At 59.9% G+C, this 13,945-nt stretch carries 9 protein-coding genes and 1 tRNA gene; 5 read left to right on the forward strand and 5 right to left on the reverse strand.

Features of this window, described 5'->3' with window-relative positions; translation table 11 throughout:
* The first annotated feature begins 949 nt into the window (after window positions 1-949).
* From K8U03_00640 to K8U03_00650, 3 genes are all read left to right on the forward strand, one after another.
* On the forward strand, window positions 950-1,105 hold the full coding sequence (locus K8U03_00640; protein ID MCE9603391.1) for a hypothetical protein: 156 nt from the start codon (window positions 950-952) through the stop codon (window positions 1,103-1,105).
* A gap of 510 nt (window positions 1,106-1,615) precedes the next feature.
* The gene (locus tag K8U03_00645) at window positions 1,616-1,939 is read left to right on the forward strand and encodes a hypothetical protein (protein MCE9603392.1); all 324 of its coding nucleotides are present in this window, start codon (window positions 1,616-1,618) and stop codon (window positions 1,937-1,939) included.
* On the forward strand, window positions 1,936-3,864 hold the full coding sequence (locus K8U03_00650) for a hypothetical protein (protein MCE9603393.1): 1,929 nt from the start codon (window positions 1,936-1,938) through the stop codon (window positions 3,862-3,864). The genes K8U03_00645 and K8U03_00650 overlap by 4 nt, the downstream gene beginning before the upstream one ends.
* A 37-nt stretch (window positions 3,865-3,901) precedes the next feature.
* Here the strand turns inward: K8U03_00650 and K8U03_00655 are convergent.
* From K8U03_00655 to K8U03_00675, 5 genes are all read right to left on the reverse strand, one after another.
* Window positions 3,902-3,976 (reverse strand) — tRNA-Pro (locus K8U03_00655).
* A gap of 324 nt (window positions 3,977-4,300) precedes the next feature.
* Entirely contained in the window at window positions 4,301-7,426 is a 3,126-nt protein-coding gene (locus K8U03_00660; GenBank protein MCE9603394.1) for a vitamin B12-dependent ribonucleotide reductase, read from the reverse strand.
* Window positions 7,427-8,011: 585 nt separating this feature from the next.
* A complete protein-coding gene (locus tag K8U03_00665) occupies window positions 8,012-8,911 on the reverse strand; it encodes an alpha/beta hydrolase (GenBank protein ID MCE9603395.1) in 900 nt (299 codons plus the stop codon).
* Between the two features lie 115 nt (window positions 8,912-9,026).
* Window positions 9,027-9,713: a response regulator transcription factor gene (locus tag K8U03_00670; protein MCE9603396.1), complete on the reverse strand. Its 687-nt coding sequence runs from the start codon at window positions 9,711-9,713 to the stop codon at window positions 9,027-9,029.
* Window positions 9,706-10,602, reverse strand: coding sequence for a sensor histidine kinase (locus tag K8U03_00675; GenBank protein MCE9603397.1), 897 nt, complete (start codon window positions 10,600-10,602; stop codon window positions 9,706-9,708). The genes K8U03_00670 and K8U03_00675 overlap by 8 nt, the downstream gene beginning before the upstream one ends.
* 172 nt (window positions 10,603-10,774) lie before the next feature.
* On the opposite strand from K8U03_00675, the gene K8U03_00680 reads away from it, so the two are divergent.
* Both K8U03_00680 and K8U03_00685 read left to right on the forward strand, forming a co-directional pair.
* Window positions 10,775-12,856: a DUF2920 family protein gene (locus tag K8U03_00680; GenBank protein MCE9603398.1), complete on the forward strand. Its 2,082-nt coding sequence runs from the start codon at window positions 10,775-10,777 to the stop codon at window positions 12,854-12,856.
* Window positions 12,857-12,930: 74 nt separating this feature from the next.
* A complete protein-coding gene (locus K8U03_00685; protein ID MCE9603399.1) occupies window positions 12,931-13,794 on the forward strand; it encodes a phosphoenolpyruvate hydrolase family protein in 864 nt (287 codons plus the stop codon).
* The last annotated feature ends 151 nt before the right edge of the window (window positions 13,795-13,945 follow it).

Here is a 13,945-nt window from a genome sequence, read left to right on the forward strand (position 1 = left end):
TTGGAGAAGCGAATCAAAACGTCGCTGAGCGAGATCTCGCGGATCGGTAGTTCGGGCCCAATCACTGAACATCCCGTCTAAGAACTGTTCTGTGAACTCACTCGAAATCCAAACAAGTGCACATTCTCCAATAACCGCTCGCACAAACCAGAAGTGGTGTCCCTCCTGCGTGTAGCAACTCGATCTGCTATATCGATCTAACCAGCCGCGCAAAGCGGCACGGATTGGTAGCTCTCCGGCAAATCGTTGACGAAACGCGAATTGCCTGTTGAGCCTGTCCGGACCCATTCCGGCGAGCAACGGAATGACAGTGTCTTCCCAAAGCCGATAGCTGTGGCCGGCGGCCTGAGTTTGAATTAATAATAGGAACGCCGGTACGTGGCGCTCGTCGAAGCCACCGGCGAGAATTGACGCTTCTAACTCGTTACGCAGCGCTTGGGCATTATGAATAGGCAGTTCTGCTAAACCGAGCCGCCAAAATGCAACAGTACTAACGCCGGACCGGCTGCAATAGTCGCGAAAGGCCGCTTGGAAGGCCCGAGCGATTGCGTCGATTTCCGGCATCGTAGCTAGTCCCCCCTAATTGAGTGCCTCTGATCATAACTACTTTGAAACTGGAAGCAACTTTTTGATAGTCTGCTTGCCAGCGAGCAACCGCCTCCCGCGCATCGAAAAAATCGCCCGAAGACGACGAACTCAACTTAGACGTTGGCCACGTCATTAATTTCGGAAAAGGTGTCAAAGCTTGCCACCGCTGCCGACTTCTGCGGGATCCCGGTCAAGTAGGCGCCGACAGCAAGGAGGTGGCTCGGGGAGCAGGAGTCCACGCTGCGTCAAATGGAAAGACGCATAGCGCGAACGCTGCTTACTCTCCCCTGCGCGGCGAATGACCCATTGGTAATGAGAGCTTCGCGGTCTGAACGAAGGACGGCAATAAAGAAGTCCGGAAGTGGATCTCATCGAGGGCTTCGACGACGGCGTCGTGGAGTCGGTCGAAGTCGGCGGGGACGAAGTTGGCGAGCTTCGAGTACTTGGCATGGCTCCAAAGCGCTTCGACCGGGTTGAGGTTGGGTGCGTGACCCGGAAGCCATTCGACATCGAGTAAGGACCGCAAGTTTATCATCGTGAGGCCGGACTTGTTTGACGGGGGCAGGTCTTTTCGGCTTGTTCTTTATATCGTAGTTTAGGGTTATAGTGTTTGCTATGAAGTATTGCCCTGACCGCAGTTCAGGACCACGGCCTTAATTCCCTGACAAATCGCGTCATATCAACTGTGAGGCATAGCTAGCATCCGCGGGGTTGCAAGGTTATCGAAGAAAAAAGCCGGCAATACTGGTATTGCTTGCAACTTAAAAGCGTTTTAGCATCCTTGGCCGCAAGAAATGCGTGGCACACCTACTTCGACGCGGGGCCAAGGATGGCAACGAATACCGAACAATACGACGACACGCTTGGAGTCGACCTCGACGTCCGGAGCTCGGCATTTCGATTCGCCGAGCGGAGCACGTTACTCTGCGGCGAATCGCTTCTTGCGATTGCCGCAGCTGCACAGACTCGCGGAATGGTCTGTGATGTTCAGGGACTTCCGGCCGGATTTGTTTTCGAGCTTGGTGCTGTGGCACAACTGATTGTCTGGGAACTCCAGGGATTACGTCCCTTCTTGCCGCCCGATTTCCCGACGTCCGAGGCCGCAGGCGAGGAATTGCTCGAGCGCGTTGAGCGCGAACCCCTCCAATTTCTCGATCTTAAGTCGGCGATTCTCTCGCGCAAACTCGCGCAGTTCTGGCTCGACGGATTCAGCCGTTTTGCATCGAGCTCGCTGGAGGCCGACATTCATCTCGGCGACCTCGACGAAGACACGCTCGTCGAAGCGGTCGCGCAACTTACATGGAAACTTCGCCATCGCGGCGGTGTCTCAAGCTCGCAGGAAATTCAATGACTAAGGTACGACGACCGAAAAAAGGTCGCTTGCTGTTCTACACCCGCGACTCAGGCGGAAAGCATGAGACGACGCCCGGGCAGTATGTCGGGCTCGCCGCATCATACGCCGCAAAAGAAGGTCTGGCGTTTGACGGAACGGCAACCGCGATCGAAGGGATGATCGGTTCAGGTCGCTCGACAAGCGGCGATCTGTTCCTCGACTATGACGTGAAGGGAAATCAACTGACGCGAGACGCGCTCAGTGCATTGATTAAACGCATCGAGACGGACCCGGAAGTCACGCACGTCTACATCCCGCGCCGTGATCGGCTGGCGCGCCCCGATCATGCGGCTGAAGGAATGCTGCTTGAAACGAGCCTGCGCATGCTCGGCGTGTCTTTGGTCTTCATGGACAAGGTTCTACCGCCCCGTCAGTTAGGGCATCGCGATTCCCTATCCGACATCCTCATGTCGGCGATCGACTACGATCGCGCCGGTAACGATCGCCGTGAGCTGGCACAGAAGATTCTTCTCGCCCAACTGACGCTGGCCCAAGCGGGATTTACGACCGGCGGGCGCCCGCCTTACGGCTTTCGCCGTTGGCTCGTGAAGATCGACGGCACTGCCGTGCGCGAATTGGTTGAAGGAGAGCGAGTTCGGATGGCAGGTCATCACGTCGTCTGGCTACCGGTTCCAAACGATCACCCGGAAATGCGAGTGATCTACCGGATCTTGGAGCTCATCAAAGAGATGCCCGCAACTCGTATCGCGAAGTTGTTCACCAAGGAGGGAATTTCGACACCCGATGAGGGCCGCACCCGCACGGATAACGGCGTTACGCACAAAACGAGCGGCGTGTGGCATGGGAATACGATCAAGAATATCGCAGAGAATTCTCTGCTTCGAGCGGTGGTGACCTATGGTCGCCGTTCGATGGGAGATCAACTACGCTTCGATGTCGCCGGCCCGCGGGCTTTGACGGCCGAGGACTACCGTGATGACGACAAGCCGAAGGTTATTCGAAACGACGCAGGGCTTCATCAACTTGCCGAAGCAAACTTTCAACCGTTGGTCGACCCCGACGAGCACGTAAACATTGTGAAGATTTTATCGGAACGGGGCGGCACTCAACGGGGCAAGGCACGCTCCCGCGATCCTGACCGAAACCCGCTCGGTTGCCGGGTCGTTGACCTGAAATGCTGTTGGCCGATGTATCGGGTGCCGAAGGCTCCGGAGTCGTTCAAGTACTCGTGCGGATGCTATATGCAAAGTCACGGGGCGAAGTGCGAACACAATCAAGCGGACGGGCCGACGCTCGTGAAGATCGTCATCGATGCCCTACGGCAAAAGATCTGTTCGCCTAGCGCGATGGAAAAATACGAGGCGCGATTGCTTGAGTTGGCAACGGAGGAAAGCACGGTTTCCGTCGATGTCACCAAGCTCGCCGCGAAGGAAGAGGAGTTGCGTGAGGTCCGCCGTGATCTCTTCAAAGTCGGGCGCAACTTGGCGCTCGCCGAGACGAACGAGCTTATGAAGGTGATTACCCAGACCTTCGACGAGTTCAAACTGCGTGAGGCGCGGTTGGAGCGAGAGGTCCAAGAGCTGCGACTTTCGAACACGCCGAAGCAAGATATTCAGGCGGAGGTGAACGCTGCGCGGGGTGCTCTTGACCGGCTACCGGAATTGATTGAGGATCCGACGAACTTGGCGGATGCAGCGACGGCGATCCGCTTCGTTAACGCGTACGTATTCCTAGACTTTCACAAAGTAGCGCAAGGCAAGCGGACCTTAAATCGGGTCCACAGCGGAGCGATCACGTTTGGAAGCGAAATCCCGCCGGTCAAAATCTATGAAGGACCGACGGGCCGACGAGCCTTGAACGAACAGAAGACGGCAGCGTTTGCCGTCGGTGCGAAAGGAACAGAACTCCTTTCACACCCTTGAGATCCGATCGAGAGGAACAGTCGTTAGGAAATGTCAGTCGGGGCGACAGGATTTGAACCTGCGACCTCTTGGACCCCATCCAAGCGCGCTAGCCAGTCTGCGCCACGCCCCGATTCTCTTCTTTCCGTTTCGCTTTCGGCAGCGGCTGCCGATTTCGTGCGGCGTTTTACTTGCCGCGTTCTCAAAACGGAGAATTTGGAGTATCGCATACCGCTGGGGTTAATTCAACGGCTGCCTGCTTCGCAGGTTTTGCCGTTGAATTCTGCGACGAGCGCAGCTTTCGATCCAATCGAGCGACAGGCACGGCACATAAACGCCAACGGACGGCGGACCTCGTAAGATCCGCCGCCCGTCGCTCATTGCACCTTGCTGCCGTACGTTTCGTCGCCTGTCGTTCGGAAACGCTTAACGGCATCATCGCTACATCTTCATTCGACTACGAGCAGCCCATGCTGGCTCCGCAGTTGTGACAGAGGTAGCAGTTGCCGGCTCGCACGGTGATCGAGCCGCAGTTGTCGCAACTCGGGGCGTCCGATTGGAACGACGCGAACTGTTCGCTCCGTACCGTGAGGTTGCCCGGCACTACGAGCGCACTCAAGTCGTACTTCGGTGCGACGCCGGCTCGAGCCAGCAGCGTGTCTTCGCTCTTGCCGTTCGAGTCGGGCTTTGCCGAATCCGATTTTCCCGCGTCCGATTTGGTAGCGGCCTTCGCAACAGGGCTCGTCGCTCCCCCGGAGCTGATGCCGTTGGTATACGAACCATGTGCGTTGCCGTTTCCATTCCCGTTCAACGCAGTCGTGATGAGCGACGGCGTCGTGGTGGTTGCGGGCTTAGGCGTTCCTGCCCCGCTCATCGACCCGCCGGCCTTCTTGGCGGCGGGCTTCAGCTGCCCCGAGGCATCATCTCCTTTGGCAGCCGCCGGCTTTCCGCCGGAGTCGCCGACGGTCGCCTCGCGATAGCCCGGCAAGAAGGTGATCCCCATCCAGCGGACGATGTAGTCGATCACGCTCTTGGCGATCTTGATGTCGGGGTTCTTCGTGTTCCCCATCGGCTCGAACCGCATGTGCGAGAACTTGTTCACATAGGCTTCGAGCGGCACGCCGTATTGCAGGCCCATCGAGATCGCGGTGCCGAGGCAGTCCATCAACCCGCCGACCGTGCTTCCTTCCTTCGCCATCGTGATGAAGAGTTCGCCCGGATGGCCGTCTTCATAGAGGCCGACGGTCAGATAGCCTTCATGACCGGAGACGCTGAACTTGTGCGTCACCGATTGACGCGTGTCGGGCAAGCGACGTCGCCGCGGACCGGCCGACTTCGCGGCCTTGTCGGCCGTCTTGCTCTCTTCGCTGCTCGTGTTGAGCGGCTGGCTTTCCTTCGAGCCGTCGCGATAAATCGCCAAGGCCTTCAAGCCGAGTTGCCAACCTTCGACGTAGGCCAAAGCAACGTCTTCCGGAGTGGTCTCACGCGGCATATTCACGGTCTTCGAGATCGCACCCGAAAGGAACGGTTGGGCGGCGGCCATCATTTTGATATGGGCCGGCCACGCGATCGAGCGAGTTCCATTGCGCGGAGTAAACGCACAATCGAACACTCCGAGATCGTCGTTCTTGATGCCCGGCGCGCCTTCGATCGTGTCGTTCTTGTCGATATACGCCAAGATCGATTCGATGTTGGGCTGATCGTAGCCGAGCTTGCGAAGCGCCGCGGGAACCGTGTTGTTGACGATCTTGAGCATCCCGCCGCCGGCGAGTTGCTTGTACTTCACCAACGCGATGTCCGGTTCGATGCCGGTCGTATCGCAATCCATGAGGAAGCTGATCGTGCCGGTCGGGGCGAGCACCGTCGCCTGGGCGTTGCGGAAGCCATGCACACGGCCGGCCGCAAGCACTTCGTCCCAAATGTCGCGCGCCGCTTCGCGTAGATATTCCGGACAAGCTTGGTCGATCTTGTCGGCTTCTTCGCGGTGCATCTTCATCACGTTGAGCATCGGCTCGCGGTTCTGAGCAAAGCCATCGAACGGACCGACCGCCGCGGCAAGTTCGGCGCTCGTCAGATTCGCCGTGCCGTGCAAGAGAGCCGTGATCGAGCCGCAGAGGCCGCGAGCGGCATCCGAGTCGTACGACAAACCGCTCGACATGATCAAGCTGCCGAGGTTCGAATAGCCGAGGCCGAGCGGGCGGAACTTGTGGCTATTGGCCGCGATGAGCTTCGTCGGGTAGCTCGCGTGGTCGACGAGAATTTCTTGCGCCACGAAGAACAACCGGCAAGCGTTGCGGAAGCGTTCGGCGTCGAACGTGCCGTCGGCCTCGCGGAACTTCATCAGGTTGATGCTCGCCAAGTTGCAAGCCGTGTTGTCGAGGAACATGTATTCCGAGCACGGATTGCTGGCGTTGATCCGGCCCGAGTTCGGGCAGGTGTGCCACTTATTGATCGTCGTGTCGTACTGCACGCCCGGATCGCCGCACTGCCAAGCGTTGGCAGCCATCTTGCCCATCAATTCGCGAGCCGGATAGGTCGGGCCGGGGATCTTCGCGTCGGTAACCCAATGCGTGGTCCATGGCTTGTCGTTGACGACGGCGTCCATGAATTCGTCGGTCACGCGCACCGAGAGGTTCGCGTTTTGGAACATCACCGAGCTGTAGGCTTCGCCGTTGAAGTTAGAGTCGTAGCCGGCGGCGATCAGCGTGCGCGCCTTACGCTCTTCCTTCGCCTTGCACTCGATGAACTCGAGGATGTCCGGATGCCAGATCTTGAGCGATTGCATTTTTGCGGCGCGACGGGTCTTGCCGCCGCTCTTCACTACGGCCGCGATCTGATCGTAGACCCGCATGAACGACAATGGGCCGCTCGGCTTGCCGCCGCCCGACAGCTTCTCGCGCTGCGAGCGAAGCGTCGACAGATCGGTGCCGGTGCCGGAGCCGAACTTAAACAACATGGCCTCGCTGCGGGCGAGCTCCATGATGTCTTCCATGTTGTCTTGCACGGCTTGAATGAAGCAGGCCGAGCCTTGCGGATACTCATACGGGTTGTCGGGAACGCGCACTTGCTCGGTCTCGGCATCCCAATGCCAATTGCAAGCCGCCCCCTTCACGCCGTATTGATGAAACAGACCGACGTTGAACCACACCGGCGAGTTGAATGCGCCGTGCTGATGCAGGCAGAGCCACGACAACTCACGATAGAACTTCTCGCCGTCTTCGGCGGTCGCGAAGTAGCCGTCTTTGATGCCCCAGTCGGAAATGGTGCGCGTAACGCGATGGATGAGTTGGCGCACGCTGTATTCGCGCTGCGGCGTGTTCACTTCGCCGTAGTAGTATTTGCTGCAGACGACGTTCGTCGCCAGTTGCGTCCAGAAGGTCGGCACTTCGCAATTGGTCTGCTCGAAGAGCACCTCGCCGCTCTCTCCTTTGATCGCCGCGGTGCGGGTTTCCCACTGCACCGTGTCGAACGGACTTTCCACGTCGGTCGGGCAAAAGACCGGTTCGACCATCAGGCCCGTCGAAAGACGGCGCGACTTCTTGGTGGCGCGTTCCGCAACGCCGCCGGCACTAACATCAGCCATGAAAAGATCCTTGAAGAATGCGAAAGAGGAGGGGCGTCCTAACCGCGGACACGTGTACTAATATACACTAAGCCAGGAAGTAGTATCGGCAGCCGGAAGACGTTGTTGGAATCCATTCGCAGGCGTCGGCCGCGAAAACTAGTTTTCACCGTATCATTCGGCGAAATTGGCGATTCGACACCAATATATTGTAGACGAAAGCCTCTCGGCCACAACATACAGGCGACAGGGGCTCGATCTTACTGATCCGCGACGAGGCGTCAATGAAATTCTTCCGATGCTCTCCAACCGCTTGCGACGACACGTGTTAGCGATTGGTGAGCGCTCCGTACACCTCGAATGAGCGGTAAGCGGTCTCGCCCTAAGTCGTTGAGGGCTGGACTGTTGGGGCAATCTATTTGACAGCCTCGGCCGGCATTGCTAGCCAGCAATTATTACCAACTTTTTTTGGTTGGCCCAAATGTCCTCCCGCGGCCTTCGACGAGCCGGGGAATGGCGCGAACCGGCCGCGGCGGCAACGTTAAATCAACGCATCGCCACGCTCTGCACCTCTAATCTGCACCTCTAATACGTGTCGCCTATGCGTCACTTGCCTTGCAGTGCGCCGATCGATTCCAACCAGTCGCCGGCGCGCGCCGGCCAAGTCGAGATTTTTTCTTTCTTCGGCCGCAAGCCGTAGCCGTGGCCGCCGGTCGGGTAGAGATGCATCTCGGCCTGCACCTTGGCCTGCTTCAAAGCCAAGTAATAGAAGAGCGCTCCTTCGACCCGCACTCCGTCGTCTTCCGTCATCGCGATGAACGTCGGCGGCGTCTTCTCCGTGATGCGCAACTCCGGCTGCAAGACGTTCTCTTTGTTCACGAGATACGCCGGATAGATCAGGATGCTGAAGTCGGGCCGGCAGCTCACCTTATCGGCATCGTCGATCGGAGCGTAAGTTCGCTTCTCGTAGTTCGTACTCGCGAGCGCTGCCAAGTTGCCCCCGGCGGAGAAACCGAGCACGCCGATCCGGTTCGGATCAAGCCCCCATTCGCTTGCCCGATGCCGCACCAAGCCGATCGCCCGCTGCGCATCTTCGAGCGGCGCATCGTGGCGCGCACGCTCCTTCCGGCCGGGCACGCGATACTTCAGCACGATGCCGGTTACGCCGATCGTGTTCAACCACTCGGCGACTTCCGTTCCCTCAAGGTTGTAAGCCAGAATGTTGTAGCCGCCGCCGGGACAAATGACGACCGCCGCACCGTTCGCCTTGTCGGCCGCCGGCTTGTAGATCGCCAGCTCAGGGCTCGACACATTGCCGAGCCGAATCGTCTTGTCGCCCGGCTTCATCGGCTGCGCCGCTTCCGGCCCGATGTCTCCCTTTTCTTGCGGAGCGCCGTTCGGAAACAGCACCACGGTCGCGCTCGGCGCGGGAACATCCAATTCAACGGCCTGAGCCGGCGCCAAGCATAAGAAACAGCCGAGTAGCGCTACCGTCGCGCAGTGCATACGAGTCGACATGATGACGATCCTCAAGAACGATGAACGTTGGGGAGCGAACGAAACCGACGACGCGAACGTCGCCCGGGCGCGCAAGTGTAATCGATCGAGAGTCGCGATTCATCTAGTTTTCGCGAGGTTCGCTCGTCAACAGGCCCGCCTCGATCGCGCGGCGCGTTAGATCGGCCCGACTTCGGCAACCCAGCTTCGTCATCAACCGCGATCGATACGACTCGACCGTCTTCACGCTGAGCACAAGCCGATCGGCGATCGCTTGATTGGTGTGGCCGAGTGCGAGTTGCCGGAAAACCTCCCGTTCGCGCTCGCTCAACGAGGCAAATAGGGAATCGCTCGCAGGCTCCGCCGCAGAACTCGACTCCGCTTTCGTAATCGATTCGAGATCGATGAACGCACGGCCTTGCGCCAGCGCGCGAATCGCCGACAAGAGCTCCGTATCGGCCGATTTTTTGACGACGAACCCGTGCGCTCCCGCCGCCAGTGATGACTTGAGATACGCCGCGTCGTCGTGCATCGTCAGGACGAGAATCTTCATGCCGGGCAGCTCGCGCGCGAGCGTTTCGATCGTCGGCGCAGCGGGGCCGTCGGGCATATTCAAATCGAGCGACAACACATCCGGCCGCAGCTCACGACAGATGCGCTGCGTCTCGCCGAAGCCGCCGGCCTCGCCCACTACTTCCATATCCGCCTGCGTATTGATGAGCAGCCGCAGGCCGGAGCGCAGCACCGCATGATCGTCGGCGACGACGACCCGGATTTTTTTCGACGTCGAGAGCTTCGATGACTCAGTCATGGTTGGAATCTCTCAACGGGACGACGACGCTCACCTGCGTTCCTACGCCGATGGTCGAAACGATCGTCGCTTCCCCGTGCAATTGTTCCGCGCGCTCGCGCATGCTCAACAAACCGAACGGCCCTTGAGCGGCCGGTCGTCGCAAGACCTCGCCGGCATCGAAGCCACGACCGTCGTCGCCGACGCGCAGTTCCGCGCTCTTCGCGCCGCACTCGAGCGCGACCTCGATGCGGCCGGCTCGGCCATGCCGCAAGGCGTTCATCGTCGCTTCTTGGGCGATGCGGTAGAGCGTCGTCTCCACTTCGGCAGGCAATCGCGACTCGAGCGGGCAATTGCAGGTGAACGAGGCATCCACGCCATGCGCCGTACGGAAGTCGGCAACGTATCGTTCCAGCGCGGCGGCAAGGCCGAGATCGTCGAGCACGGCCGGTCTTAGCCCGCGGGCCAAGCGACGGATCTCTTCATGCGCTTCACCGCCGATGCGGCGCAGCTCGCGGGCATACATCTTCACCGTCTCCAGAGAAGGTGCTTCCTCTAAAGTTCGCAGCCCGACGGTCAGCGTCGTCAACGTCTGACCGAGGCCGTCGTGGAGATCATGGGCCATGCGGCGGCGCTCGGTTTCTTGCGCCGCGAGCAATTGCGAAACCAGCAACGATCGCAAAGCCGCGAGGCGCTGTAAAGGCCGAATGACCAGCCACCACAAGAGAGGCGCGAGCACGAGCGTGAGCCCGCAAGCGTCGACGAGCGCTTCCAGTTGCGGCGTGCTGTCGGCCGGCAAGATCCAAGGCAACGACAACATCACCGTCGCTTCGACGATGAATACGAGCGCCAACACGGAAAGAAACAACCGCAACGGACGAACCGGCGCGGAAACATGGAGCAAGGACATGGGGACGACGCCTCGAAATAACACGGCCCCGGGTGGATACTTGGGGGCACTCGCACGACAATCTCCCTACCGCCGCGAGAACATATCTTAGTCCGTAAATGCAGGCTAGAATCTCGGCTTGTCGAAAGTCTTTCCGGAATTCGAATCCTTCTCTCGCGATACTTACTTAATCATGCTTAGAAACCCGATCGAAGTCTATCGCGGCATCCCGTTCTTGCTCACGCTCGTGCTGTTTGCGCCCCGACCTTCCGAGGCGCAAGACTGGCCGAAGCTGCCGGAGAAAAACGGCGCGCTCATGATCCCGGGACAAGAATGGCCGCAGCAGCCCGGCGCGCGCGAAGTGCGCGTCGGTGTGTACTATCCCGACGGCACGCGCGCGAGCATCGGACCCGGCACGGGCATCTTTCTCGTCTTGCACAACTGGGGCGGTCTCGACGTCGACGGCACGGCGAGTCCGTCGGTGATCGCGAAGCAATTCAACGTCGTAGCGCTGAGCGTCCGCTATTTGCAAAGCGGCAAAGAAGAGCCGCTCGGCGCTTACGACTTCGGTTGGATCCAAGGGCTCGACGCACTCCGTGCGCTCTGGCTTGTGTTTCACGAGCTCGATGCCGCGGGCACTCCCTTTGCGCGCGGCCGGATCTTCACCACCGGCGGATCGGGGGGGGGCAACGTCTCGCTGATGGCGAACAAGCTGGCGCCGCGCACGTTCACCTGCGTGATCGACATGTGCGGCATGAAGAAGCTGAACGATGCCATCGCCTACAAACTGTCCGGCTCAGGCGGATTAGACGCGCGTTGGAGCCGCGATCCGGCGAGCCCTAGTTATCTGTCTCCCGGCGCGCAAGAAATCCGCTTCGTCGGCCATCCCGCGCATCTGGCCGAAATGAAACGGCTCGGCACCACGGCGAAGATCGTCACGGTGCATGGAGTCGACGACAAGACCTGCCTCGCGGACGGCTACGAAATGGTTGCCAATATGCAGCGCGCCGGCTTGGACATCGTGCCGGTTTGGGTCACGAAAGAAATGGTCGACGGCACGGTCTTCAAGTCGACGGGCCATTCGCTAGGCGATCGGACGAAGATCCCCGAGCGCGTCGCCGGTAAATGGCTGCAACCTGCCGGTGCCGAAGCCTTGGAACGAAAAGGGGCAACCGACTTCGAGCGGAAGGACGAAGTCCGCTACGCGACGACCGACGGCGCGTATGTGATCTCGTATGCGCAAGGATTCCCCGTGGGCCGCTTCGAGCCCGCCACGCCCGCACCGACGTATCAAGACCATTTTGATTTGCTGAATGTCCGCAGCGCCGACGGCAAGAGCCATGTCGCGAAGACGCCGGCCGAATGGGAGGAGCGGCGCAAGCATATCCGGGCCGCGCTCGAACGGGTGATGGGGCCGCTTCCGAACCCGGCAAAGCGTGTCGCTCTCGACGTCGTCGTGCTGGAAGAAACGAAGCTCGACGGCGGACTGATTCGTCGCAAGATCCGCTACGGCAGCGATGCGACCGACAGCGTCTTGGCGTATCTGTTCCTTCCGGCAGCGGCGGCGAACTCAAAGCGCCCCGCGATGCTTTGCTTACATCAAACCGCAAAAGCCGGCAAAGCCGAACCGGCAGGCTTGGGGGGCAACGCCGATCTCAAATACGCTCTCGATCTCGCGCTGCGCGGCTACGTGACGATCGCTCCCGACTACCCGAGCTTCGGCGATTCGAAGTACGACTTCGGTTCGCAACACGGCTACGCTTCCGGCTCGATGAAAGCGGTTTGGGACAATGTCCGCGCGGTCGACTTGCTGGAGACTCTGTCGGAAGTGGATGCCACGCGCATCGGCGCGATCGGCCATTCGCTCGGCGGACACAATGCGATGCTCACGGCGGTGTTCGAGCCGCGCCTCAAGGCGATCGTCTCCAGTTGCGGCTTTTGCACGTTTCTCAAAGACGACCTGCCGAGTTGGACAGGCCCCGTCTACATGCCGCGCATCAAAACCGAGTTCGGCAACGATGCGGCCCGCGTGCCGTTCGACTATACGGAAATCGTCGCGGCGTTCGCCCCGCGCCCGTTCTTAGCCTGCGCCGCCGAAGGAGACACCGACTTCGACATCACCGGCGTGCGCGACGTGATGCAGGCCGCGCAAAAAGTGTACGACCTCTACGCCGCGAGCGACAAACTCCGCGGCTACTACCCGCCGGGCCCGCATGCGTTTCCGGCCGACGCGCGCAAACTGGCGTACGACTGGCTCGACCAAATGCTTAAATAAGATCGTGGTTGGCCGTTCGTCTTGTCGTGCTTGTTTTTCCGTCGTGTTTGAGATTTTAGAAATAGAGAATCGCGATGCCGAATCCTTGGACCGGAAAAGGAAACCCCTACACGCGCGAGGAAGTGCGGGCCCGACTGCAAGCCGCGCTGGATCGAGGAGAGCCGCTCATTGCCGCCGGAGCGGGAACCGGTATCTCGGCGAAGTTCATCGAGCGGGGCGGGGCCGATCTCATCATCGTTTACAACTCCGGCCGCTATCGGATGGCCGGCCACGGCTCGACCGCCGGCCTCATGTCGTACGGCGATGCGAATGCCGTGGCGATGGAAATCGGCGAGTTCGAAGTGCTGCCGGTCGTCGAAGAGGTGCCCGTCATTTGCGGCGTGCATGGGAGCGACCCGCGCCGGCGCATGTGGCATTGGCTCTTGCAAGTGAAAGCGATGGGCTTCTCGGGCGTGAACAATTTTCCTACCCATTGCATCGTCGACGGCAACTTCCGTCAAATCTTAGAAGAGACCGGCATGAGCGTGCGCAAAGAGTTCGAGATGATCGCGCTCGCACGAAAGATGGAGCTGTTCACGATCACCTATGTGTCGACCCCGGACGAAGCTCGCGCCATGGCCGAGGCAGGTGCCGATGCGATCATCGCGCACGTCGGCACGACGATCGGCGGGTCGATCGGAGTCGTCGGGGCGACGTGTACGTTGGACGATGCGGTCGCGCGGACGCAAGCCGTGATCGATGCGGCGCGCAGCGTGCGCGACGACATTTTCTATCTCTGCCACGGCGGCCCGATCGCCACACCGGACGATGCCGCGGAAGTGCTGCGGCGCACCGACGCCGTCGGCTTCGTCGGGGCCTCGAGCTTGGAACGGATGGCGGTCGAACAGCCGCTGGTCGAAATTACGCGAAAGTTCAAGGGGATCAAGAGAGGCGATTGATCGTCGAAAGAGAGGGAGGGCCGACCTTCATGGTCCCGAAGTTTTTCCGAAATCACGAAAATTATCGCCGAAACCGCTCACTTCTCGCTCTTCGGGTTCGCGGGCGCAAAGTGTCGATGGCCGGCACTCTAGCTTCGGCCGGCGCGGCGCT

The organism is Planctomycetia bacterium (genome assembly GCA_021413845.1).
GTDB lineage: Bacteria > Planctomycetota > Planctomycetia > Pirellulales > PNKZ01 > PNKZ01.